The following is a 25,584-nucleotide window of genomic DNA, read 5'->3' as shown; positions in this document are numbered from 1 at the left end:
CAGATGCAGGAAGAAATAGCAGAGGTGTCTGGGTCCGGAAATTCAGATAAATAAAATATTTTTTAGGGGGGAAAAGAAAATATGATGAGAAAGTGGAAAAAGGGATTGGCTGTGGCTCTTTGCCTGCTAATGATCATGGGAGCCTTGGCAGGATGCGGTTCCCAAAGGCCTGCATCCACCACAGGAACAGGGGGAGCTGGTTCATCGTTATTGAAGGTGAGCATGTCCTTAGGGGAAGAGGAATGGGCAGTGATGCGGGAGGATATATTTCCTGCCTTTGAAAAACAAAATAATGTAAAGATTGAAGCAGTCCAAATCGAGTCCGGAGACATGGCAGCAAAACTAGAGTCCATGAAAAAAGCCGGCAAAATGGAAATTGATTTGATTGCCCAAGACAATATGCAGTTAGCCAATCTGGTGGATAAAGGACTTGTAGAAGATTTGTCGGAATACAGGGATATGATTCCAAAGGAAATTATCCCTTCCCTGGTACCTGTTGGGGAGTTTGATGGCAAGCTTTACTTCATGCCCTTCAGACCCAATGTGGAGATTAACTTCTATAATGAGAAAAAATTTCAGCAATATGGTCTAAAGCCACCCACCACCTGGGACGAATTGCTTCAGGTGGCAAAAACCTTCAAAGAAAAGGAAGGGGTTGGTCGTATCTTGCTGAAAGGAACCTTGGATGGCAATACGACAGTCCAGTTGTTTGAATTTATCCGCCAGGCAGGGGGAGATCCCTTGGTATTGAATGATGAGGGGTCTATCAAAGCCTTTACTTTCTTAAAAGAACTATATCCCTATCTGTCGCCGGATTCTTCAAAAAGTGACTGGAATTTTATCAATCAATATTTGGCAAACGAATCGGGTTATTATGGCGCCAACTGGCCTTTTGCAGTCAATGTAATCGTAAAGGATGCAGGCAAGACAGAAATGAAGTCCCATGAAGGATTTTCAGGACCTGTGAAAAAGTCAAAGGTATTGGGGGGAGATGTATTGGGCATACCGGTGGGCGCTCCGAACAAAGAAATGGCTATAAAATTTATAGAATATTTGTTATCCAAAGAAGTTCAGGAAACGCTGGTTTCAAAACTTGGCTGGCCTTCCTCCAGATCCGATGCCAACGGGAAGGTGGAAGATTGGCAAAAACCCTATTTTGATGCAGTGTCCAAGGCCCTGGAAAGTGCTGAACCAAGGCCGAACGTAACCTATTGGGCAGATGTGGATAAAGCATTAAACGAAGCATATAAGGCAATTACCATTGATGGCAAGGAAGTAAAGGAAACCCTGGATAAGTACCATAGCATATTGGAAGAAGCAAAGAAAAAATAAAATACTGCAGACGGAAAACAAAGCAGTAGAATGTTCATAAACCCTTGAGATTTCGGCTTCATCGCCAATGACCAATGGCTACTGTCTACTAGCTAATGGTTGCTAGCTAATTGCTGATGGCAATAGCTAATAGCTTATAGTTAACAGCTTATAGTTGTTAATAGCTTTTAACGGCTAACCGCTAACTGTTAACTGGCAGCCGGTGGCTGGAGAGAAAAGTGGTGCAGGTCTGAGCAGGAAGGCAAATCTCAAGGGTTGTCTGCAAGCTAACCCATATTTCTTATGGAATATGGGTTATACAATTTGAGGGAGGAGGAGAAAGATGAAATTCCATGCAGAAAGAAATACACCCATATATGCTGTAAGGGAATGGGAAGTTGTTGAAGAATTCTTTGATATTGTGAATAACTACAGAAGCGAAACCATATTCTCCGTAGGAAACGGATATATAGGGATGAGGGGAAATTTTGAAGAAGGGTACAGCGGACCCCCGGGGACCAGTGCAGAGGGAACCTATATCAATGGCTTTTATGAAAGCTGGCCTATTTCCTATGGGGAAATTGCCTATGGCTATCCGGAACAAGGGCAGACCATGATGAATGTGGTTAATGGAAAGAGAATCAAGCTTATCTTGGAAGATGAACCCTTGGACATGTGCCGTGGAGAAATTTTATCCCATCGGCGCTCCCTTCACTTGAAGGAGGGCATCTTCAAAAGATTTCTGATCTGGCGCTCACCGAAGGGAAGAGAGGTAAAGGTTGAAGTTGAACGGCTTGTTTCCTTGACTAATAAGCATTTGGCCGCTATAGACTATAGGGTGACGCCATTGAATTTTGAAGGAGAGATAAAAATTATTTCCTTGCTGGATAGCGGGTACGCAGAGGCTTTTCCGAGGGAAAAGGATCCTAGGATAGGAGGAGAATGGAAAAGATATGGCCTGCCGGTAGAAGAAAAGAAAGTAGAAAAAGATTTTGCATTTTTGCTGCAAAGAACAAAAAATTCAGGATTTTCTCTGGTTTGTGCCATGGAGAATGATCTAAAGACCGATTGCAGTTATACTACAGAAGAGATCCATGGCGTTTTGGAAGTAGGGATGGCATATGTCATCAGAGGAAAAGCCGGCAGAGAAATCCGTCTGAACAAATATATTGCCTATGGAACTTCCAGAGACTATGAACAAGAAAAGTTAGCAACAACTGCTGAAAATATTGTAAGAAAGGGCAAAGAGGAAGGTTTTGAAAGACTGAAGCAAGGGCAGCAACGGTATCTGGAAAAATTTTGGGAAAGAGCTGATATTGAGATAAAAGGAGATCCACTATTGCAGCAGGGCATTCGATTTAATATTTTTCATCTTCTTCAATCTGTGGGAAAGGACGGGAAGACCAATATTGCAGCAAAGGGATTAACGGGGGAAGGCTATGAGGGTCATTATTTCTGGGATACGGAAATGTATGTCATTCCCTTCTTCCTATACTGTGAGCCGAAAATCAGCAGAAAATTGCTGGAGTACAGGTACAATACCCTAGATAAAGCAAGGGAGAGGGCGAGGGAAATGTCTCACCAAAAAGGGGCCTTATTTCCATGGAGAACAATTAACGGAGAAGAATGTTCTGCCTATTATCCTGCAGGTACCGCCCAGTACCATATCAATGCAGACATTGCCTTTGCCATAAAGAGATATATGGAAGCCACAAAGGATGAGGATTTTCTCATAGAACAGGGGGCAGAAATTCTGTTTGAGACGGCAAGGATTTGGGCAGATCTGGGGGCTTTCCTTGAGGAAAAAGGAAATAAGTTTTGCATCAATGGTGTAACCGGTCCCGATGAATATACGGCCATTGTCAATAATAACTGTTATACCAACCTTATGGCGAGGGAGAATCTGTATTATGCCTATCATACAGCTGTGGAAATGCAGGAAAAATATAAAGATGCTTTTGAAACAATCGCCGGGAAGATCGATTTAACAGAGGAAGAGATTTTGTTTTGGAAGCAGGCTGCCGATCATATGTATATTCCCTATCATGAAAAGCGGAAAATCCATCCCCAGGATGACAGCTTCTTGGAAAAAAAAGTCTGGGATTTTGAAAATACACCGAAAGAAAAGTATCCTCTGCTGCTTTACTATCACCCGCTGGTCATCTATCGGCACCAGGTCTGCAAGCAGGCAGATTTGATATTGGCGCAATTTCTTTTAAGTCATAAATTTTCCCATGACCAAAAGAAAAGGGATTATGATTATTACGAAAAAATCACGACCCATGATTCATCCCTGTCAACTTGCATATTCAGCATCATGGCCTGTGACATAGGGTATTATGAAAAGGCCTATGCATATTTTTTAGAGACGGCAAGAATGGATTTGGATGACTATAAGGGCAATACCAAACATGGCATTCATACGGCCAACATGGCAGGAAGCTGGATGTGCATTGTAAATGGCTTTGCCGGCATGAGAGTCCATGATGATGTCATAAGATTTCATCCCTACATACATCCCAGTTGGGAAGCCTACAGCTTTAAAATTGCCTACCGGGGGCGAAGGGTGAAAGTTACAATAAGTAGAAAAGAAACAATTTATGAACTGTTAGAAGGGGAAGAATTGTGGATCTGGCATAAAGAAAATCGGTTTCTGCTGAGGGATCGGGCGGTATTTTATGAATGCCTATAACGCAACCTTTGCAGTTTCGGCGGATAACACGATAATTTATCCATTTCATCGTGTACAATTGAAATAACTATTTTAAACGAAATGCCTTTCCGCTGCCGTTTCTATGAAAAAGAACCATGGCATAGCAAGGGGGCAAGAAAAAATGTTTATCCAATCCCTCCAAGAAAATTCCATCTAAATCTATAATTTAGGTGGATATGAATTGGGGGGGGAACTTTTCTTTGCTTTGATATACAAATAAAATATTAAGTAGAAAAGGTTATTTCATACATCTTGAATATTATTTGATAGACCCTGATAAGGATTCCGGCAATAATGATAAATAAAAAGATACAAAAACTGATTGGTATAGATAGGGAGTTTTACAGGGAGCTCGAAAAGTATTTAATAGAAGCAGAGACTGGCGAAAAATAAAAGAAAGTCCCTCTCTGTAGAAATCAATCGATAGCTCCATTTTATCTATGACATTGGAAGTGTAAAGAAAAGAAATATTTTTTCATATACTGTAGGGATAGGAATTTTTATGCATGATTGGAGGGGGGAGATTATGCTGTCGCCAAGCCTGGAAGATTATTTAGAGGAAATCTATCAACTGTCCCTACAAAAAAAAGAGATTAGAGTACGGGATATTGCGGAAAAATTAAACGTATCTTCGCCATCGGTGGTGAAAGCTTTGAGAAAATTGAGCAAGGATAAATATATTCATTATAGAAGATATGAGGGAATTCATTTGACAGAGCAGGGAGAAAGACTGGGAAAGCTGCTGGTGAAGCGGAACAGCATTTTGCAGGAATTTTTGTTTGTTATCAACAGTAATTGCGATACAGCCAAAGAAGCGGAAGCCATGGAGCATTATCTCAGTTCCCCTACCATATCAGCCATTGAAAAGCTGGTCACGTTTATGAGAAAAGAAGAGGATGTTATGGAAAGATTTTTGAAATTCAGCGACCTAGAGGATGAACATCATTGGAGTGAAGAGATTCGCCCATAAATCAACAACACGGTGAAGGCCGTGTTGTTGATTTACAAGGGAGCTATAGAATCATGAAAGGAAAATAGGATATATTTTAAAAGAGGAAAAGCAGGGAAGTACAGAGGTGGCATCTAATATATAATATATATAGAGACTATTTCAGGAAATATTTTGGACAAGGAGTGTAGAAATATGGATTATAAAAAGCGATATGAAGAATGGTTGAGCAACGAATATTTTGGTGAGGAAACAAAGAAAGAGTTAATGGCTATTCGAGATGATGAGGAGGAAATCAAAGATCGTTTTTATAGGTGCTTAGAGTTTGGTACGGCGGGGCTTCGAGGGAAAATCGGCGCAGGGACCAACCGTATGAATAAGTATATTATTGCCCAGGCTACCCAAGGGCTGGCAGATTATATCGTGGAAAAAGGAAGGGAGTATATGGAGCGAGGGGTAGCGATTGCCTATGATTCCAGACATTTTTCAAGGGAATTTGCAAAACAGGCTGCCCTTGTACTGGCGGGCAATGGCATCAAAGCCTATCTGTTTGAAGACCTAAGACCTACACCGGAGCTTTCTTTTGCTGTAAGAAGGTTGCATACGGCGGCAGGGATCGTGATAACAGCCAGCCATAATCCAAAAGAATATAATGGATATAAGGTTTATTGGGAAGAAGGATCCCAAATTCTTTCTGATATTGCTTCGGCTATTGAAAAGAACATTGAAAAAATAAAAGATTTTTCTGCTATAAAAACAGCAGAGGAACAAACTGCAGTTCATCAAGGTTTATTGAGAATGATCGGTAAAGAAATCGATGATGAATACATGGAAAAAGTAAAGGGATTGGCCCTAAGGGATGATATCGATAAAAACATCAAGATTGTGTATACACCTTTGAACGGAACGGGAAATATTCCTGTAAGAAGGGTGTTGAAGGAGAGAGGTTTTACCCAGGTGACGGTGGTACCGGAGCAGGAAAACCCGGACCCAGATTTTACAACGGTGGGTTATCCAAATCCCGAAGATACGAAGGCATTTGCCTATGCCGAAAGATTAGGGAAGGCAGTGGGAGCGGAGATGCTTCTTGCCACAGATCCTGATTGCGACCGGGTTGCCTGTATGGTGAAAGGAAGGGACGGGGATTTTATTCCCCTTAATGGAAATCAGACGGGAGCTCTGTTGATAGAGTATATGTTGTCTTCCATGAAGGAGAAGGGAATGCTGCCAGAGAACGGCTATATCGTGAAATCCATTGTGACGGGGGATTTGGGGAAAGCCATTGCCCGATCCTATGGTGTTGAAACCTATGAAACGCTGACGGGTTTTAAAAATATTTGCGGCAAGGTAAATGAACTGGAAAGGGAAGGAGGATGCCAATTTATCTTTGGTTATGAGGAAAGTATCGGCTACGTGGCAGGAAGCTTTGTGCGGGATAAGGATGGTGTTATTTCTTCCATGCTTCTTTGTGAAGCGGCGGCCTACTATCGTTCCCAGGGAAAGACGCTGTTAGACGTCCTTGACGAGATTTACCGGGTCCATGGGTATTATGCCGAAAAACTGATTTCTCTTACACTAGAGGGTATTGAAGGACAAAAGAGAATAGAAAGGATGATGAGAGAATACAGGAAAAATTACCCCGTGGAAATACAGGGACGTAAACTGATTCGGTATTTGGATTATGAAAGGGGTATTGCCTTTGATTTAATGGATCAGAAAGAGGATGCCCTTGATACGCCTGTTTCCGATGTGCTGAAATATTTGTTTGATGATGGATCCTGGTATGCAGTTCGACCTTCGGGAACGGAGCCGAAAATCAAAATTTATATTTACAGCAAAGCCGCCACCAAAGATGAGGCATGGGAAAAAATAGAGGATTTTGAGAAAATGATTATGGCCCAGTTGGAAAAAGTTGACTAGGAGAAGGCGTACAACTTGGAGATATAGGGGATGAGAAACTTGGAAGAGCGTAGCTCCAAAATACTGATTCATGGAAAGATCTGCGTGAAGCACGGGAATGAAAGGTTATTCCTTCCGAAGAAAAATATTATCATGTTTGTGAAAAACGGCAGAAAGACAGATATGCATACGACGGAAGGGATTTTCAGCATCCCTGCCAGCTTGAATCATGTTGAGAAAAAATTGGATAATCGCCATTTTTTTAGATCCCATCAATCTTTTATTATCAATCTGATGATGATTAAAAAAATTGTTGCAACAGATTTGGAAACTTATGTTGTTATGGAACATACCAATGCAAGGGCGCAAATTACAAAGCAGAATGAAAAAAGATTATATGAGCTGATCGAAGTTTTCTAGCCAATAAGCATAAAAAACAGTGCAATATAAAGGGAAGATGAAGGAATAAACGTTGCAAAGGGCGAAATATGCAAGATAGTAGTATAAAATCATAGGATTTGGTATAATAGTGAAGAAATCATTTAATAAGAAAAAATATAGGTGCCTTTATTCAAAGGATAATAGGGAAATCCGGTGAAAGTCCGGTGCAGCCCCCGCTACTGTAAGCGAGTACGAAACCTCATGATGTCACTTGGAAACAGGGAAGACGAGGGAGTAGGGTATGAAGCGCAAGCCAGGAAACCTGCCTATATTTGCATCTATTGTTGCCTTCGGAGGGAAGGAGGATCGATGTGTGTAGAAAGGCAAAACATGGACATTGATGAACCTAGCCCTTGGGCTAGGATTTTTTGTTGGGAAGGAGAGAAAATGGAATGAAAGGAAAAAGATACATTTTCTATACGGCAGCATTTACTTTTTTTGCTGTGCTGATCAGTCAGAAAGAAGTTTATGCCATGCATATCATGGAAGGATTTTTACCGCCTCTATGGGCAGCCATCTGGTTTGCCTTATCTATTCCTGTATTGTTTCTGGGAGTAAGAAGAATTCAAAAATTAACCGCTGATCATCCAAATATGAAAATGATCCTTGGGTTATGCGGTGCTTTTGCTTTTGTATTATCATCCTTGAAGTTGCCATCGGTTACAGGGAGTTGTTCGCACCCTACAGGGGTAGGACTGGGAGCCATTCTTTTTGGTCCTGCGGTTACCAGCATTTTAGGAGTGATTGTACTCTTATTTCAGGCAGTCTTATTAGCCCACGGAGGGATTTCAACTTTAGGAGCCAATGTTTTTTCCATGGGAATTGCAGGACCCTTTGCATCCTATATCATTTTTCGAGGCTTAAAAAAAATCGGTGCCTCCAAAGGCGTCAGTGTATTTCTTGCGGCCGCTTTTGGAGATCTGATTACATATATTGTAACTTCGGTGCAGCTTGGCTTGGCATTTCCTACAGAATCGGGAGCATTGGCGGCAGTGGCAAAATTTCTGGGAATTTTTGCAGTAACCCAAATTCCCTTGGCCATCAGCGAAGGCTTGCTGACGGTGGTTATATATAATATTCTTACGGTATATAACGGAAGGGAATTAGAGGAACTAGCATTGGCAAGGGAGGCAAAATCATGACTATAAAGAAGAATATGATTCTCTTATTTTTGGCAGTGATGATCAGTATTGCCCCTCTGATTATGAACCCGAAGGCTGAGTATGGAGGGGCAGATGGTGCGGCAGAAGAAATGATTACACAAATCCGGCCTGATTATCAGCCGTGGTTCAGTTCTATTTGGGAACCCCCCAGCGGAGAAATTGAAAGTTTGCTCTTTGCCCTCCAGGCAGGGTTGGGGGCAGGAATTATCGGGTATTATATGGGATACAGCAGAGGAAAGAAAAATCATGCAAAGGTGACGAATTTATGATATCCATGGATCAGTATGCCTATATCAATCGACTAAAGTCCGTACATCCAATGGAAAAATGTCTATTATCGGGTGGTATGCTTTTGATATGTCTATGGAATACATCTCCCCTTGTTCATTTTGGAGCCATTGCTTTGATGACATTCTTGGTGATCGCTGTGGCGGGGATTCCTGGCAAAACCTACGTTCAATATTTGTTGTTGCCCTTGGTTTTCCTTATTACAGGCGTGGGGGGCGTTGCCCTGACCATTACAAAGAATTCCACTTTGTTTCTTTATGGATTTGCAATGGGACATTGGAAGATTGGAATTAGCCAGCAAGGGTTAGATCAGGCTGTATTGGTATTTTTACGGGCCTATGCTTCCGTAACATGTTTATATTTTCTTGCTTTCACAACGCCTATGACAGATATGATGTGGGTTTTGAGAAAGTTGAGAATGCCAACGGTTTTGGTTGAGTTGGCGATGATGATTTACCGGTTTATTTTTGTATTAATGGAGACAGCATCGATGATTTATATTTCCCAGGACTGCCGTCTGGGTTATAGTTCTATCAAAAGAAGCTATACTTCCCTAGGACAACTGGCTTCCAATCTATTTGTAAAAGCTTTTTGCCGTGCTCAAGAATTATTTACGGCCCTAACGGCTAGAGGGTATACGGGGAGATTGGATGTATTGGAGGAAAATTATTATTTATCTATGAAGAATATGGCTTTGATTGTGCTTGCTCAAGGAATTTTCATGATTCTTGCTCTACAATGACATTCGGTGCAAGGACGGGATAAAGGAGATATTTTGATGACGGAGTATATTATTGAAACTAAGGATTTGGAATTTGTTTATCCTGACGGGACCTATGCTTTAAGAAAACTAACGATATCCATCCAAAAAGGAAAAAAAATTGCCATTGTAGGAGCCAATGGTGCTGGAAAGACTACGTTGTTCTTGAACCTGAACGGTGTCTATAAGCCTACGGGTGGGAAGGTATACTTTGAAGGAAAAGAAATGATCTACAACAAAAAAGATATCCTTGCGCTGAAAAGAAACATCGGTATTGTTTTTCAGGATGCCAATGCCCAGCTATTTTCAGCCAGCGTATTTCAAGAAGTTTCCTTTGGGCCTATGAATCTGGGCTTGCCCAAGGAGGAAGTGAGAAAAAGAGTAGAAGATGCTTTAGCAAAGACAGGGATTGCCCATTTGAAAAAGAAACCCATTCATTTTTTAAGCGGAGGGCAAAAAAAAAGGGTTTCCATTGCAGATATTTTGGCTATGGATCCAAAGGTTATTTTTCTAGATGAGCCTACGGCCTTTGTAGATCCTAAAACCAGCAGCGAGTTGATGGCTTTTTTTGATGTTTTGAACAAAGAAGGAAAGACCATTGTACTGTCAACCCATGATATGGATAAGGTATATCCATGGGCTGACTATGTTTTCGTCATGAAAGAGGGAGCAGTGATTGCAGAGGGAATACCGCAAGATATATTTAGGGATGATGAGGTTTTAAAAAGAGCAGATTTAGAAAAACCTTGGATGATAGCGGCCTACGAAGAGATTATCAAAAGGAAACCCTATTTGTCAAAGGAGGAAGTGCCTAAGACAAAGGAAGCCTTATTTCAATTGATGACAAAATAAAAGTGACGGCAAGACATCATTGTCTTGCTGTAGATTGTAGACAAACTCTTGCGATTTGGCTTCCTGCTCAGACCTGTGCCGCTTTTCTAAGTAAAAAATAATAAAGTCTTCCTTTATGTCTTCCCAACGGAAGACTTTGTTATTTTTTATCGTCGTGCCAGTAAACCCTGGGATAGGCAAGGCGAATATTTTTTTCCTGAAATACTTTTAGGATGTGTTCATAGGCTCGGTTTCTGACAATCCACTGGGAAGTGGGGTTGACGACTCCAGTGATGATATATTTGGCGCCACCGTATCTCCCGTCAATAGACATGACGCCATAAACACTGAATTCCGAATAATTTACCGTGCCAATTTTGTAGAGTTTATCGTCATATCGATCATTCATGTATCGACAGATTTCCTCTAAAGCTTCTAAGACCAATGGGTGATCTTCTTCGAAAGGAACGATGATTTCTAATATGACTCGGGCCATTTCCTTGTAGTAATTTTTCAATGTTTTAATTTCTCCATTGGGGATGTATATTTTTTTCATCGACCATTCCCGAATGGCCGTAGAGCGAAGGCCGATTTCTTCTACAGTTCCTAAAAACTGTTCATTGATGCTGACAAAGTCACCTACCTTCATCTGACGCTCGAACAGAATAAAAAAACCATTGATAATATCTCGAATAAAACTTTGGGCACCGAGTCCGGCAATTAATGTAATAATTCCTGCTCCCGTCAAAAACGTCGATTTTTTGATGAGGCCAAATTCACTGAGGATATTTAAAACTGCCAAAGTCAAAATAAAGTAGGCAAATAGGGAGTCGATCAGGCTCTTGATGGTCTTTTCCCGCTGTTCGTTAAAGTTTGTAATCTGGATGAGTTTATCCGTGAGGAACATGACAAATCGAATCAGGGCAAAGGCAATCATTAAAATGATAAAAGAGATAATGAAGGGCTTGATATTGATTTCCGTCAGTATGTTCTTTATAAGATCTGAACCCAATCGATTCACCCCCTGCCAATGTATCTTTATCAAGATATTGAGTATTTTTTGCATTTCTTTCAATCTGTATTCTAATCCGGCAAAACCGTTGCTATGGAGATAGCAAAATTCTTTAAGGAATGCAATAGCTACCCATAGACAATCAATCATATAAATGAATTTATATATAAAATTATTGGCATATAGGATCGGAGATATTGCAATGTTATGTTCTGCTGTGCTAAAATACTAAAATAAAACAAATGTTTAAAAATTGTAACAATTCTATGAAAAAAAATTAATAAAGGGAGGAGATAGCAAAATATTTTTATTTTTGAAGGGTGCAAATATATTAAAGGGGGAAAAAAAATGAAAAAATTAGGTAAAAAAATGAGTTTTGCTTTGGTGTTGATGCTTGTTGCTGCTTTGGTGTTTACTGGATGTGCCAAGCCTGCACAGCAATCGACAACAGGGGACGGGTCTGAAAAAAGTGAAGATGTTATAAAAATAGGTGTTTTTGAACCCCTCACTGGTGCCAATGCAGCAGGAGGAGCCATTGAGTTGGAAGGTATTCAATTGGCCAATGAATTATATCCTGAGGTTTTAGGCAAAAAAGTGCAACTTGTCGTCGTAGACAACAAATCGGATAAAGTGGAAGCTGCCAATGCTGCATCCAGATTGATAGATAAGGAAAAGGTGTCTGCCATTATCGGAAGCTGGGGAAGTTCTTTATCAATGGCTGCCGGTGACGCAGTGAAAAATGCAAAAATTCCGGCTGTAGGCGCTTCCTGTACAAATCCGCTGGTGACATTAAATAATGATTACTATTTCAGGGTTTGCTTTATAGATCCATTCCAAGGTACGGTAATGGCCAACTATGCGATTAACAAATTAGGCGCAAAGAAAGCAGCAATTATCCAAGAAGTATCATCGGATTATTCTGTTGGTCTTGCAAAATTCTTTACAGATGCGTTTAAGAAATTGACAGGCGATGAAAATGCTATTGTAGGCAGTGCAAGCTATAATACCGGCGACCAGGATTTCACAGCCCAACTGACAAATATCAAAACTTTAAATCCTGATGTTATCTTTGCTCCGGGGAACTTTACGGAATCCGCCTTGTTGATCAAACAAGCCAGAGAATTGGGCATCAATATTCCAATCCTTGGTGGAGACACTTGGGAAACACCGGAGTTTATTGACATTGGCAAAGAAGCTGTGGAAGGGGTCGTATTCTCCACGTTCTTTACATCGGAAGTACCTATCACAAAGAAATCTGAGGAATTCTTAAAGGCATACAGAGAAAAATACAACAAGGAGCCGGCATCTGTAACTGCCTTGGGATTTGACGCATATCTTGTAATATTAGATGCTATCGAAAGGGCAGGATCTGCTGACCCTGTGGCCATTCGAGATGCCTTGGCACAGACAAAGGATTATATGGGAGCAGCGGGTGTGATTACTTTGGATGAAAACGGAGATGCCGTGAAGAGTGCCGTAATCAAAGTAGTAAAAGACGGAAAATTCACATATCTTGATACCGTAGAACCTATCAAATAATTATTGCTCAGGTTTTTGACAGGACAGAAGAGACAATAGGAGAATTCTTTATTAGAAAGGATTCTCCTATTTTTTATGCAGAATTTTATGAACCTATCCACTGAAATGCTAATATGATGTACTGCAGAGAAGAAAACCGGAAGCAGAAGGTGGAGAAAAGGTATGATTCGGGAAAAAAGGGATATGAAAGAAATATCAGTGGTTTTATTCATCGGATTGATCGCTTTCTTACTCATTTTCTTGATATTATTCATTTATAAAGATCAAATGATATCTGATCTGGAACGGGAAGCTTTTCAAAAATTGACGGAATGCATTATAGAAAACCAAGGGAATTTGGCAACATTCCACGACGATATAAGGGCCATTGCAGAAGAATTCGAAAAAAAAAGACAAGCCATTGATCACGGGATATGGCTAAACAGCATTACAGGTTTTTTTATTACGGCAGCAATCATCTTTACAAGTTTGAGCAAAGTGGTAAAAAATATAAAATCCATGGTTACTGACTTAATGAGCTTAATTAAAAACGGCAACGGCAAGAAAAAAAGTGAAAAAAAAATAGAAAAGGGAAAAAAAGAAACAGAAGGTGATTCAAAGCGCTATACGATCGTTATTCCTTCCAATTTTAAAATGAAAGATAATATGCAAATACAGGAGATCATGGATCTGATCAACCAATTTAATGATATGGAAAAGAATCAGATTTCAGATGAAAGACAAGCCTTAATTGAAAAAATCATCGGCCTGCTTATGGAGCGATTGGTTCAGATTTTGGGTCAGGCAGCGGAAATCAACCATGATAGAGAACAATTAACCATGGGAATTCATGAGATCAAGAAGGGGATAGAACATATTACGCAAAAAATTTTAGAAAACGGAGAAAAGGGAAATGGCGACCAGCATGATGAGATTATAGCGGCAGTAGCCCAAATGCATGCGGGAATAGAAGAAATGGGATTTTTATTAATGCAAATGGAGGATAAATTAAAAAAATTATCATCCAAGATGGAAAATCAAAAAGAATGAATAAAAATTCTGGGGAATAAAATCCTTTACAACTTTTAGGTATAAGTTTTCTCAATCTTTCAGAAAATATAAATAAATGCATAAGGAAGGGGAGAAAACTTTGAAGTTTGACAGCTATAATGATCAGGAAATGAATCATAAAATTATAGAGGCTTGTATGCAAGATGATGAATATGCAAAAGACAAATTAATAGAAATCAGTGAGAAAGATCCCAGGATACCAGCAATGGTATTCAATCATCTCTATGAGCTGATTGATTATGATTTGAATTTTATCATTGATGTTTTGCAGCATTCTTCTGAAAGGGAAAGGAATACAATTTTGAGGGATGCTCAGGATGTGGAAGGAATTCGGGAATTATTCCATGAATATGACCGAAAGAGACTAGAAAGATTGACCATCGAGGATATTGTAGAGGGCAGGGACTTAGATATTATATGGGAAGTAAAAGAAGGGCCGCGGGAAGTGGAATTGAGTAGAAGTTATTTGACACGCTGCTTGCTGACTATTGCCTATCATTTGGGATTTGAGCAGGAAATAGAATCCTTTTTCGAAGGAGAGAAGAGAAAATATCTGGTCCTTCATTAAAAAATCCTTGCCGTCGTAAGACGGCAAGGATTTTTTAATGATGTGTATCGTATATTTATGCATTATGACAATTCGATCAGATTTCTCCTGTATATAGCATATAGGTTTTTTAAAGTTCCCATGGCCTGATTCATCTCCAGTTGAAGCTTGGATGCCGTATCATAATCGGCAGCTTCAATGGCCTCCCGAATTTGGGTAAAGAGAGATTTCTGGCTTAAGCTGTCTTTCATTAAATAGTTTCTTAACTGGTTGACTTTTTCCCAGTTTACTACGTCCAAATCGGATACATTTTCACTGCCATGAAGTTTTTTACAGCTTCTTACAAAATCCATATTGTCTGGAATCAGTCTTTGGGTCAATTCCGTAGCCCATTGGGTCAATATGGCCACTTTATAAGAATGAATGATTTTTTCGCTAAATACATTTCCTTGGAGCAGAACCGTCTTCTTCTCAGGATATCGTTGGAAATTAACCAGATTTTCCCATACTGTCGCTGGTGGCTTACCAAACAAAGCATTTCTTTCTTCTTCTGTATAATGTTCAAATACATCATCTTCACTGCGGTAAGCTCGAGCAGTTTCCAGATAGAATTTTTCTTCCCCTAGGCCCTTTGAGAAATTTATTTCAAGCTCCTTAGCATTTTTACCTGCTTTTAGTACGGCTGAAATCCCGTCAAGCATTGTCTGATAGATGGCTGCTAATACAAGATATGTGTTGCAGGTTGGATTTGGTGATCTTACTTCAAACCGAGTGGCTAAGGGGTTCGACATATCACGAACCAAACCTGTTAGAATTGTCCTGTTCCTGGATGGCGTATCTACTGTATGGCCTATGGAAGCTACAATGCACACAGGGGCCTCGAATCCGGGTTTTAGGCGGTTTAATGAATCATTAGTTGAGCTTACAAAAGGATTGACAACCTCGTAATTCTTTAATAATCCCATGAGAGCGCCCCAGCCGATGGGACTCATATAGTCTTTCGTCATGTCTGCAGGGGAGAAAAGATTTTTTATGCTGCCATCCTTCAGTTTTGCAGCAACACCTACATGGGTGTGCTCACCACTCCCTGCAACCCCTTCAATGGGCTTTGCCATAAATGTAACTTCCAATCCATAGCTGGTAAAAGTATCCTTGATTACATTTCGTGCTAAAAGTTCATTGTCGGCAGCTTGGAGGGAAGTACTGTATTTCCAGTCAATTTCTAATTGTTCCATGATATGATTGTAGTTGCCGGAACCGGTAAGTTTTGCCTGAACGCCGCCTACTTCTTTATGGCCCATTTCTACCCCTAATCCATACTTGTCAAGGAGGATTAAAGACTTTTCTAAGGCTGTACGAACGGGACCCACAGTTCTCTTCCAATATTGCTCCTTCAATCCTTGGGAAGTGGAAAGCTTTTCTATATCTGCTTTTTCTTCCGGTGTTTTTACCCAGAACTCTAATTCCGTGGCAGAGGTGAGCACAATATCCTCAATTTCATCTGCAGAAAAGATACCAATACTTTCTAGAGCATAGGGATATTCCTTGATTAGGGAAAGAAGTTGAGCTTTGAAATGTTCTACAGCTTTCATTAAAATAGAGCGTGAATCTACCCGGGATGTGCCGTTGTGAATCAAAAAAGATGGAATTCTCAGGGTGCCCACAGGAAGTCCTGTTATTTCATCTATGTTATCAAAATTGTAATCTACAAACCAGTTAACGGAGCTGTCAGGAATGATATCTACCCTTGCATCGTTAAGACTGGCAATTTCAGGAAGAATAACACTGGAGCCGTCTGTCTGAACTCCATAATTTAAAAAATCCTCAATATTTTTTAAAAACAATGCTACAGGTATTTTTTCATCCGTATCATTACCCCCTAAATCAACACCTACGAGGGAAACAAATTTAATTTCAGGGTGCTTTTTTAGAATTGAAGTAACTTCTTTGGGGCTATGTTGTGAAGTAGGAATTAAGAAAATAAGTTTGTCGTTTTCTGAACATAAAATTTCATTGGACATCAGATCACCTCTTTATTTTTTTATGACTATATTGAATAATTATAGCATATATTAAGATTTTGTAAATATCAAAAACTAAAGTAAAACGTTTTCAAACAATAAAATTTATTATAATATTTAGGAGAAACTTATTCTACGATATGAATTTTTATACATAATAATCGAATAAATTATCATTCCAAAATTCGAACTTTATAGAAAAAGCACCCAATAAATGTTTGGGTGCAGGGGAAAAATTTTTTTAGGGCTGCTTCCACTTGGGAAGAATATCTATTTTTTGCAAAGCCATGAAAATAATCATGGAGATGGGGCCAATGATCAAACCGATTACGCCAAAAATTTTTAAGCCGATATACATTGACATTAATGTTACCAGGGGATAGAGGCCAATTTGGGTGCCTAGTATCTTTGGTTCTAATAATTGCCTTACGAAAATGATAATGCCATACAAGACAGCAAGGGAGATAGCCGTTTTATATTTAGCCGTAATCAAATGCCATAAAATCATCGGTACAAACACTGATCCTGTACCGAGGATAGGAAAGGCATCAATAATACTGGCCAATAGGGCAATGATTACAGCATAATCTATACCGATGATGGTCAGACCGATGATGCATTCCACAAAGGTAATAGACATTAGGATAAGTTGAGCTTTGATGTAGCCTATTAAGGCAAAAAGCAAATCATGTTTTAGCACTTTCCCTTTGTTGAGAAGATGGTCGGGGATTTGAGCCCGGATAAAACGGGTAATCATTTTTTTATCCCTTGCGATGAAGAAGGCAGAGATAATGGTTACCAATATAAATATCAGCACCCTAGGAATGCCAGATAAGAAGCTTAATAAAGAAGAAATAATAATACCAAGCAAATTTGTTAAATTTTGCAAAAGGGTGTTCAGTCCATTGACAATCTGTTGGGCAATATCCGGCGGCAAAGTAAAATATACATTTTGCGCCCTTTCAAAAAAGGGAAGTCCTTGAAAATAAATTTTCTTTGAGTACTCCGGAAGGCTAATGGAAAGCTTTGTGAGCTCTACGATAATGATTCCGCCGATAAGAGAAATTAACAATCCTGTAAAAAGCACAAAAAATAAAGTGGCAATGAAGGCAGACAGGCCCCGTGGAATTTTAAATCGGTGGTTCATCAAATCTACCGTAGGTTCTATAATGGAAGCAATAATCCATCCCAGAATAAATGGAAGGACGTAAAAAATGAAAGTAGTAGATAGAAAATAGATTCCCAGTATCGTAAGTGCGATAATGAACAGACGCACCAAAAAAGGAAAATATTTTTTTAGTTCCATATCCATAGCAACACTCCTATATCCAATTGATGCCTATACTTAGATATCTAATTATATGACAAATTATCATTGATTACAACAACAGACAATTTCTATTAGAAGCTATTTATAGGCTTTTTTCAAAACTAGAAAAATCTTGCGATATTTTTTTTCTTTTTACGGGATTCTGCAAAAAAATGTTTAGGACGTATATGTAGGGTATTAATAAAGTAGCTGATGATCTATACGGATTTTTTAAAAATGATGGAGGGAGAGGTGCGGTATGAAAAAAATTTTAATTACGACGGATGGTTCGGAACACGCTCAAAAAGGTTTGGAGCAAGGCAGAAAAATAGCAGAGGCTTTTTGCAGCGAGGTAGTTATTCTAAATGTGATCAATGATTTCAAAAATACTTATTTCCACGAAAGTGTATATATATTCCAGCAGTCAAAGGATATTTTTGAAAAACAGGCAAAAGAGATTATGCAAAAAGCAGAGGAAAGCTTTAAAGGTTTTTGCGGTACCCTATCCCCAATGATTAAGTATGGAGATCCCGCCCAGGTAATTATTGAGACGATAGAAGAAGAAAAGCCCGATCTGGTGGTAATGGGCAGCAAAGGTTTAACAGGGATACAAAAGGTGGTTATAGGAAGTGTATCCAGCAAAGTGTTAAATCATACTGAAGTACCCATTTTGATTGTAAGATAATTTTTATGAAAGGAGGAAAAAAACCTCCTTTTTTTATAACCCATAGGAAATTATGTACTTTCCTAACTTGTAGATAAGTCATAATGTCTGTCATGTGTTTCAACAAAGTCTTCCTTTAAATCTTCCAACGGAAGACTTTGTTCTTGCCAGTTTTTCTAAAAATATATTACAGTAATTCAACAAAAAATTAACAAAAAAATATATATTTTAGGCATATTCTATTTTATAATACAGGTTGTAAGATATATTAGGAGAAAAGGGGTGGCTAAATGAGGAAAGAGAAAAAAGATTTCTCAAAATTGATTCTTGATGTTTTTTATATTGCCTTGGGATGTGCTCTCTTAGCTTTTGCTATTACATCGATTTTAAAGCCCAATGGGCTGATTACAGGGGGAATCACGGGGATCTCCATTCTTCTGGATGGGCTTATTGGTATCAACTATACTTATATATATTATCTGTTATCAATTGCTGTTTTGATAGGAGCATGGTTATTGATGGGTAAACGAGAGGCAGCAAAAATTATTTTGCTTTCTGTAATTTTTCCCTTAATTCTCATCTTGTTTGAAGCAATCAGTATTGATTTTATAGAAAATGACACTTTTTTGGCTTCCATTTATTATGGAATCATTGGGGGTACTGGGTGTGGGTTAATCTTAAAGAGGGGTTATTCCATGGGTGGAACGGATACGATTGCAAAAATAATCCACTATAAAGCATTCCCTTTTATCAGTATCAGCCAAATTTTATTGAGTATCGATGTGGCAATTATTATGGTTTCCGGAGTTGTTTATGATCGCCATGTGGCATTGTATGCTATTTTAACCCAGATTATTATGATGAAATCCATCGATTTGATACTCTTCGGTTTTGGCTCTAAAAATGTTAAGATCGAAATTATCAGCAACAAGGCCGATAAAATTGGGGAGTATATCCTCTATACGATTGGCCGAGGAATTAGTACTTATGAAATCAAAGGAGGATATACCAACAATACAAGAGAAAAAATTATTTCCATATGTTCACCGAGGGAAGTCATGTTGATCAAGATGTTTATCGCACAGATTGACCCTGATGCCTTTGTCAATATACTGCCTGTCATATCGGTTTGGGGAAAAGGAGTTGGATTCGAAAGTTTATTGGAAGAAAACAATGTGTAGGAATAAAGGAATGCCCAAAGTTAGGGCATTTTTTCATGTAGACGTGAATTCTCCATAAAAGTTTTATTTCATGAAAATTCCAGGGAATTTGCATGTTTTTAGAAAAAGAAGAAAAAACTATAGATATGTTGATTCGGTTTGTTATTTACGGATTTTTGGGATGGGGCATCGAAATTTTATGGACGGGAATGGGTTCTTTACTTTCAGGGGACAAAAGATTTCAGGGCTATACCTATCTATGGATGTTTCCCATCTATGGTTCTGCAGTTTTTCTGGAAAAACTGCATGATATGATGATCGACTGGCCTGTATTGTTTCGAGGGGGTGTATGGGTTGCAGTGATTTATTTGATTGAATATACTTCGGGTCAGTTTATCAAGAAGATTATCGGCATATGTCCTTGGGATTATGGAAATGTCAAATATGCCGTCAACGGCCTAATTCGTTTGGATTATGCACCGGCATGGCTTGTAGCAGGATTGATTTTTGAGAGGATTCATCTGTTGCTGGATAGAATTCTTTGAATGATGGGCCGCCAGCCATGCCTACGACCATGTTCTTGATGATGTTTCTATAGATAGCCAGCAGATGGTTTGCGAAAAATGAAAGATATCTACAAAGTTTTGCAGGTGTTAGCTTGTAGACAAACCCTTGAGATTTGGCTTCCTGCTCAGACCTGCGCCGATTTTCTAAATAAAAAAACAAGGAAAAAAGCGGCTTGATGATTCGCGACGAAGCCTAAATCTCAAGGGTTCTTACTTATCCCGTTACTTTTTCTACAGACTGATACCTGCAAAGTTTTGCAGGTGTATGGATTATTTACAATCCAAAATATCCAGATCAAAATTTTTAAAATCTACTTTCACGTCTGTTTTTCCAAAGATGGATGCAATCATGTTCATAAAGTTTTCTGAAAGGTCGCTGGCGTAGAAGATATTCTCATACTCTGGCTGGTTTGCCAGAAGATTATGTTGGATCAACGTAGATTGCACGCTACTGATGATCTCAAAGGATGGATCGATAATCCGCAAGTGAGGATACAATTTTTCAATGGCCGGCCGAATGAGTGGGTAATGGGTACAGCCTAAGACCAAGGTATCCAGATGATTGTCCTTCACAAAATCATCTAAATAATGGCGTACAGATAGTTCCATAATTTCATTATCAATAATGCCTTCCTCGATAAGAGGTACAAAGATAGGACAAGCCTTATCAAACAGCTTTAAGTTTGAATTATACCGGTGTATAGATTTGATATAGGTTTTCTGATTGATGGTAACCTTTGTACCGATAATTCCGATGCGGTTTTGAGCTGTACAGGAGGCAGCTACTTTCTGAGCTGCAGGCTCGATGATTCCGATAATGGGAATATCCTTATAATGGGCAATCAGTTCATCCAAGCATGTGGCTGTAATGGTATTGCAGGCGATGATAACCATTTTTACATTTTTATGAACCAAAAAGTCCACAATTTGTTTTGTAAAGCTTGTAATTGTTGATTTGGCTTTGGAACCATAGGGCGTTCTTGCCGTATCTCCAAAATAGATTAATCTTTCGTTAGGCAGCTCCTGCATAATATGGGGTATGGCTGTAAGCCCTCCAACCCCCGAATCAAATATACCGATAGGTCTATTATCCATATGAACCTCCCCACAACAATAGCGTAAGTACATGCAGTGATGACAATGTCAACATAATTATACTACACCATTATATGGATACAGGCAATGATTTATGAATCATATGTATAAAATGGCACAAATCCCATATTTATAAAGAGGGGCAGCATTGTGCCCCCCATAGTGTTGAAAAAATATGCCTATTTTTTTTCATCTGCTGATTGCTCGTCCTTTGATTCCGGAGTTTCATTTTTCAAAGTCTTATATTTTTCTTTAAAGATAATCATACAGTCATCTAAATCGGAATATCCAAGGACGATGTCTTCGGCCAAGGCCCTGCAGGATGGGGAACCGCATGCACCGCAGTCTAAAGCCGGCAACATTTTCGAAATACAATCAATCTGATTCATTTTTTTCATGGCTTCAATAATGTTATTATCTAGCTTGTGCACATTTTTCGGAAGTATTTTTTCTGTTAACAAGAAGGATTCGATAGATTTTACCAAGCGGGTCTGTTTTGCTTTCATATATTTTTCTGAGAGTCTTCGAATCCGGTTTCTGGCAATAAAAGGATTCTCTACGGCCAAGGAGCCACCAACACATCCGTTGACACAGGCTAAACATTCGACAAATTCAATACTGGGCAAATGTCCGTTTTCAATTTCATCGAGTATTTTGATAACGTTTTCAATACCATCAACACACAGATAATTTTCTATTCCAAGGGAATAGGTCTCACCACCGGCCCTCGCCCAACCGATAGCCTTTCCAGAATCATAAAAGTCTATATCTTCATCAACTTTTTTTAGATTCTTTTGTATGCAAGGATATACGGATTTGATGGAAATGACGCCGTCTACATTGGATTTTTGAATGCCTATGGGATTTTTGACACTGGTAATTTTTGCAGGGCACGGGGTAATAAAAAAGATGCCGATTTCTTCTGATGCAAGTCCTGTTTTTTCGATGGATTTTTGTCTTGCGATCATAGCTGCCACTTCCATTGGAGATTCTATGGGCATAATCAAATCGATTAAATTGGGAAAGCGAATTTGAATCAATCGAACAATTACCGGGCAAGAGGATGAAATCAGCGGGAGTCGTTTTGCATTTTTGATGAGCTCCCGTGTATAGCTGGACACAATATCTGCTCCCCTTGAGACTTCATAGACGTCGTCAAACCCAACCATTTTTAGTGCTGCCAATATCTTTTTCGGCTCAATATCTATTTCAAATTGCCCTAGCAAACTAGGGGCAGGAATTGCCACCTTATATTTGAAATTCTGGATAGCGTCTAAGGGGTCCCCGGTACTGTTTTTTGCATGATGGGGGCAGATTCTTATGCATTCACCGCAGTCGATGCAACGTTCTTCGATGATTCTGGCTTTTCCGTTCTTTACGCGAATCGCCTCCGTAGGACAGCGCTTAATGCAATTTGTACATCCTGAGCATTTGTCTTCTTGCAGCGTCACAGAATGAAAATATTCACCCATGGCAAATCCCCCCTAATCTAAAAGACCATGACTGTATAAAAGGCCACAACATCTATATAATCTGTATTTTGTACTGAGTAATGCGATATTGCTTGCATTGGCAAGGGCAATCATTTCTTCCGAAGGTTTCTTATCTCGTACAAATACAATGGCACGGATATCCATTAATTCGGCTGTCCGTATTACTTGGACATTGACCAATCCGGTAAGCAACACGGAATTTTCCATGGGGTTGCGCAGTACGTCACTGAGTAAATCCGAAGCTCTGCCACATTCGATATTTATATTTAGATCTACTTCTTTGGTATGAATTTCAGCCGATAGAATATCAGCAATTTCAGAAAGTTTCAAATTGCCACCTCCGTTATATGATTTGGATATATCGCTGTTCAACAATGAAGTTTTACAGATATCCATATTACCATTATACTATAGGGCATAGATGAATTAAATATGCAGAACGGATATTTGTATTGACAATAGTTAGAAAAGCAGGGACTGTAATAAAACTCTTTGTTGTGCAGGAAAGGAATGGGGTATAATAAAGAAAAGAATATCATGATGAAAAGCAGAAATCAAGAAAGGAGGATGTGGTTTTTACCACGACAGGGTAACATGAACAGAAATAAAAAAAATATACCGAAAAGATCAGAGGTACCTTTCCAATGGAAGTGGAAGCTAGAGCAAATCTATGAAACAGATAAACACTGGGAAAAAGATTTTTCTGCAATAGAAAGCATGTTAGAAGATATCGAAAAATATGTGGGAAAATTAGGGAATTCTTCCCAGTGCTTATACGAGGCCTTGAATTTAAGTGACCATATATCCAGGAAGCTGGAGAATGTGTTTATCTATGCAAAAATGAGGAAAGACGAGGATAATACCGTCAGCAAGTATCAAGCCATGACCGATAGAGCCCAAAGTTTAAGTGTAGCAGTTCATAGCCGACTTTCTTTTATGGTTCCTGAGATATTGAGTATTCCTGAGGATAGGATCAAAGGGTTTTTAAAGGAAAATGAGAAACTGACCCTTTATACTTTTTATTTGGAAGAGATTTTAAGACAAAAATCCCATGTGTTATCCAAGGAAGAAGAACAGATTCTGGCCCAGGTGGGAGAACTGGCGGCTGCACCTAAAAATATATTCGGCATGATCAACAATGCTGACATCAAATTTCCAACCATTCGGGATGAAAAGGGGGAGGAAATTGAGGTTACTAAAGGTAGATATGTAAAGTTGTTGGAGAGCGAAGACCGCAGGGTGAGAAGGGACGCCTTCAGGGCGCTGTACAGCTCCTATGAAAAACAAAAGAACACGATAGCGGCTACTTTGAACTACAGCGTGAAAAAGGATGTTTTTTATGCCCGGGTCAGAAAGTATGAATCGTCCCTGCAAGCCTCGTTGGATGGGGATAATATTCCCTTATCTGTCTATGACAACCTCATCGAAGCAGTTCATGGGCATCTGGACAGCATGTATCGATATATGGCCTTGCGGAAAAAGGCTCTGGGCATAGATGAACTGCATATGTATGATTTGTATACGCCCATGGTGAAAGCTGTAAAGATGCATATCCCTTATCAGGAGGCGAAGCAGAAGGTGAAGCTGGGCTTGGCGCCCTTAGGGGAGGAGTATGTATCCCTCTTGGAAAAAGGATTTACAGAGGGATGGATTGATGTATATGAAAATGAAGGAAAAACCAGTGGTGCTTATTCCTGGGGGTCCTATGATAGTCCTCCCTTTGTGCTGCTGAATTATCAAGATTCTATCCATGATCTCTTTACCCTTGCCCATGAGATGGGCCATTCCCTTCACACTTATTATGCAAATCATCATCAGCCCTATCCCTATGCGGGGTATAAGATCTTTGTGGCTGAAGTGGCCTCTACGGTCAATGAAGCTTTGTTGATGGAATATCTGTTGAATCATATCAAAGAGGAAAATATGCGGATGTATCTACTGAATCATTATTTGGAACAGTTCCGAACGACCCTTTACAGGCAGACCATGTTTGCAGAATTTGAAAAAATTATCCATGAAAAGGTGGAAAAGGGTGAGCCCCTGACGCCGGAGCTGCTCTGTGAAGTTTATGGAGAACTGAATCGAAAATACTATGGCCCTGAGGTTATGATTGATGATGAAATTAAAATGGAATGGGCGAGAATTCCTCATTTTTATAATGCTTTTTATGTTTATAAATATGCCACCGGTTTTTCTGCAGCCATATCCTTGTCCCAGCAAATTTTGAAGGAAGGTGCGCCGGCGGTGGATAGATATATCGGTTTTCTGAAAAAGGGCGGCTCCGATTATCCCATAGCACTGTTAAAGGGAGCCGGTGTAGATATGACGACAGCTGCGCCCATGCATGACGCTTTAGAGGTTTTTGAGAAACTTTTAAATGAACTGGAAAAAGGTTTGCAATAGAAAGAACAGAAAAGACAGATCCTAAATTTTTATGGCTCTTATCAGAGTCATTCTTTATAGATTTACAACATCAAAAATAAACTTATTTTTATAAGGTTATATTTTTGAATAGCAGTTCGCCGCCAGTTGCCAGTCATCAGTCACCAGTGCTGGTAGCTGACAACTGGTAACTGGCAATAAAATATTTGCAGCATAAAAAGCTTATCTTCATAAAGACATCAATCAAACTTTCGCGTTGTATGTCTTAGAGTAAAATTATAGTTGGCAAATAAAATAGGCTACCGGTTTAGGGTAGCCTGGAGCACAATCATCCTGTATAATATTAATTATCCCAAAAAACAAATACAGGGTGGTGACTATGCTCAATAAT

General features: G+C 39.3%; 22 protein-coding genes and 1 riboswitch. Of the genes, 16 read left to right on the top strand and 6 right to left on the bottom strand.

Annotated elements, in window-relative coordinates; genetic code table 11:
- Positions 1–81: 81 nt before the first annotated feature.
- The 9 genes from AN619_RS08450 (at position 82) to AN619_RS08410 (ending at position 10,376) form a co-directional block, all read left to right on the top strand.
- Positions 82–1,332, top strand: coding sequence for a sugar ABC transporter substrate-binding protein (locus AN619_RS08450; RefSeq protein WP_242867363.1), 1,251 nt, complete (start codon positions 82–84; stop codon positions 1,330–1,332).
- Positions 1,333–1,654: 322 nt separating this feature from the next.
- Positions 1,655–4,003, top strand: coding sequence for a glycoside hydrolase family 65 protein (locus tag AN619_RS08445; protein ID WP_068556295.1), 2,349 nt, complete (start codon positions 1,655–1,657; stop codon positions 4,001–4,003).
- Between the two features lie 547 nt (positions 4,004–4,550).
- A complete protein-coding gene (locus AN619_RS08440) occupies positions 4,551–4,994 on the top strand; it encodes a metal-dependent transcriptional regulator (protein ID WP_068556294.1) in 444 nt (147 codons plus the stop codon).
- Positions 4,995–5,168: 174 nt separating this feature from the next.
- Positions 5,169–6,893, top strand: coding sequence for a phospho-sugar mutase (locus AN619_RS08435; protein ID WP_068556293.1), 1,725 nt, complete (start codon positions 5,169–5,171; stop codon positions 6,891–6,893).
- Between the two features lie 30 nt (positions 6,894–6,923).
- The gene (locus tag AN619_RS08430; protein WP_068556292.1) at positions 6,924–7,292 is read left to right on the top strand and encodes a LytR/AlgR family response regulator transcription factor; all 369 of its coding nucleotides are present in this window, start codon (positions 6,924–6,926) and stop codon (positions 7,290–7,292) included.
- Positions 7,293–7,414: 122 nt separating this feature from the next.
- A riboswitch (cobalamin riboswitch) is annotated at positions 7,415–7,597 on the top strand.
- Positions 7,598–7,705: 108 nt separating this feature from the next.
- Positions 7,706–8,455: an energy-coupling factor ABC transporter permease gene (locus tag AN619_RS08425; RefSeq protein WP_068556291.1), complete on the top strand. Its 750-nt coding sequence runs from the start codon at positions 7,706–7,708 to the stop codon at positions 8,453–8,455.
- Entirely contained in the window at positions 8,452–8,745 is a 294-nt protein-coding gene (locus tag AN619_RS08420) for an energy-coupling factor ABC transporter substrate-binding protein (RefSeq protein WP_068556290.1), read from the top strand. Before AN619_RS08425 ends, AN619_RS08420 begins: the two co-directional genes overlap by 4 nt.
- Positions 8,742–9,506, top strand: coding sequence for a cobalt ECF transporter T component CbiQ (gene cbiQ, locus AN619_RS08415; protein ID WP_068556289.1), 765 nt, complete (start codon positions 8,742–8,744; stop codon positions 9,504–9,506). Before AN619_RS08420 ends, cbiQ begins: the two co-directional genes overlap by 4 nt.
- A gap of 36 nt (positions 9,507–9,542) precedes the next feature.
- Positions 9,543–10,376: an energy-coupling factor ABC transporter ATP-binding protein gene (locus AN619_RS08410; protein WP_068556288.1), complete on the top strand. Its 834-nt coding sequence runs from the start codon at positions 9,543–9,545 to the stop codon at positions 10,374–10,376.
- A 139-nt stretch (positions 10,377–10,515) separates the two neighbouring features.
- Here AN619_RS08410 and AN619_RS08405 read toward each other — a convergent pair whose 3' ends face one another.
- The gene (locus AN619_RS08405) at positions 10,516–11,367 is read right to left on the bottom strand and encodes a mechanosensitive ion channel family protein (protein WP_068556287.1); all 852 of its coding nucleotides are present in this window, start codon (positions 11,365–11,367) and stop codon (positions 10,516–10,518) included.
- Between the two features lie 348 nt (positions 11,368–11,715).
- Between AN619_RS08405 and AN619_RS08400 the strand changes: the two genes are divergently transcribed.
- From AN619_RS08400 to AN619_RS08390, 3 genes are all read left to right on the top strand, one after another.
- Positions 11,716–12,906, top strand: a complete 1,191-nt coding sequence (locus AN619_RS08400; protein ID WP_068556286.1) for an ABC transporter substrate-binding protein — start codon at positions 11,716–11,718, stop codon at positions 12,904–12,906.
- 162 nt (positions 12,907–13,068) lie between these two features.
- A complete protein-coding gene (locus AN619_RS08395) occupies positions 13,069–13,935 on the top strand; it encodes a hypothetical protein (RefSeq protein ID WP_068556285.1) in 867 nt (288 codons plus the stop codon).
- Positions 13,936–14,035: 100 nt separating this feature from the next.
- Entirely contained in the window at positions 14,036–14,524 is a 489-nt protein-coding gene (locus AN619_RS08390; RefSeq protein ID WP_068556284.1) for a hypothetical protein, read from the top strand.
- A gap of 62 nt (positions 14,525–14,586) precedes the next feature.
- On the opposite strand, the gene AN619_RS08385 is transcribed toward AN619_RS08390, so the two are convergent.
- Together AN619_RS08385 and ytvI are read right to left on the bottom strand one after the other, a co-directional pair.
- On the bottom strand, positions 14,587–16,524 hold the full coding sequence (locus tag AN619_RS08385; RefSeq protein ID WP_068556283.1) for a type I glutamate--ammonia ligase: 1,938 nt from the start codon (positions 16,522–16,524) through the stop codon (positions 14,587–14,589).
- 241 nt (positions 16,525–16,765) lie between these two features.
- Positions 16,766–17,836 carry a sporulation integral membrane protein YtvI gene (gene ytvI, locus AN619_RS08380; RefSeq protein WP_068556282.1) on the bottom strand — a complete coding sequence of 357 codons (1,071 nt, stop codon included), beginning with the start codon at positions 17,834–17,836 and terminating at the stop codon, positions 16,766–16,768.
- Between the two features lie 256 nt (positions 17,837–18,092).
- Between ytvI and AN619_RS08375 the strand changes: the two genes are divergently transcribed.
- From AN619_RS08375 to AN619_RS08365, 3 genes are all read left to right on the top strand, one after another.
- Positions 18,093–18,518 (top strand): universal stress protein, encoded by a 426-nt coding sequence (locus AN619_RS08375; protein ID WP_068556281.1) that lies wholly within the window; start codon positions 18,093–18,095, stop codon positions 18,516–18,518.
- A 269-nt stretch (positions 18,519–18,787) separates the two neighbouring features.
- Positions 18,788–19,678, top strand: coding sequence for a YitT family protein (locus AN619_RS08370; protein ID WP_068556280.1), 891 nt, complete (start codon positions 18,788–18,790; stop codon positions 19,676–19,678).
- A gap of 92 nt (positions 19,679–19,770) precedes the next feature.
- A complete protein-coding gene (locus tag AN619_RS08365; RefSeq protein WP_330382058.1) occupies positions 19,771–20,202 on the top strand; it encodes a putative ABC transporter permease in 432 nt (143 codons plus the stop codon).
- A 291-nt stretch (positions 20,203–20,493) separates the two neighbouring features.
- On the opposite strand, the gene murI is transcribed toward AN619_RS08365, so the two are convergent.
- The 3 genes from murI to AN619_RS08350 form a co-directional block, all read right to left on the bottom strand.
- Positions 20,494–21,318 (bottom strand): glutamate racemase, encoded by an 825-nt coding sequence (gene murI / locus AN619_RS08360; protein ID WP_068556279.1) that lies wholly within the window; start codon positions 21,316–21,318, stop codon positions 20,494–20,496.
- 179 nt (positions 21,319–21,497) lie between these two features.
- Positions 21,498–22,790, bottom strand: a complete 1,293-nt coding sequence (locus AN619_RS08355) for a [Fe-Fe] hydrogenase large subunit C-terminal domain-containing protein (protein ID WP_068556278.1) — start codon at positions 22,788–22,790, stop codon at positions 21,498–21,500.
- Positions 22,791–22,802: 12 nt separating this feature from the next.
- Positions 22,803–23,141: a hypothetical protein gene (locus AN619_RS08350; protein ID WP_068556277.1), complete on the bottom strand. Its 339-nt coding sequence runs from the start codon at positions 23,139–23,141 to the stop codon at positions 22,803–22,805.
- A 180-nt stretch (positions 23,142–23,321) separates the two neighbouring features.
- Here AN619_RS08350 and pepF point away from each other — a divergent pair, with 180 nt between their 5' ends.
- Positions 23,322–25,214, top strand: a complete 1,893-nt coding sequence (pepF, locus tag AN619_RS08345; protein ID WP_330382057.1) for an oligoendopeptidase F — start codon at positions 23,322–23,324, stop codon at positions 25,212–25,214.
- Positions 25,215–25,584 lie beyond the last annotated feature (370 nt).

Origin of the sequence: Thermotalea metallivorans, from assembly GCF_001562415.1 — a bacterium.
GTDB classification, from domain to species: Bacteria; Bacillota; Clostridia; order Peptostreptococcales; family Thermotaleaceae; genus Thermotalea; species Thermotalea metallivorans.
Note: the sequence above shows the minus strand (reverse complement) of the source record. Positions and strands in the feature narration are given on the sequence as shown.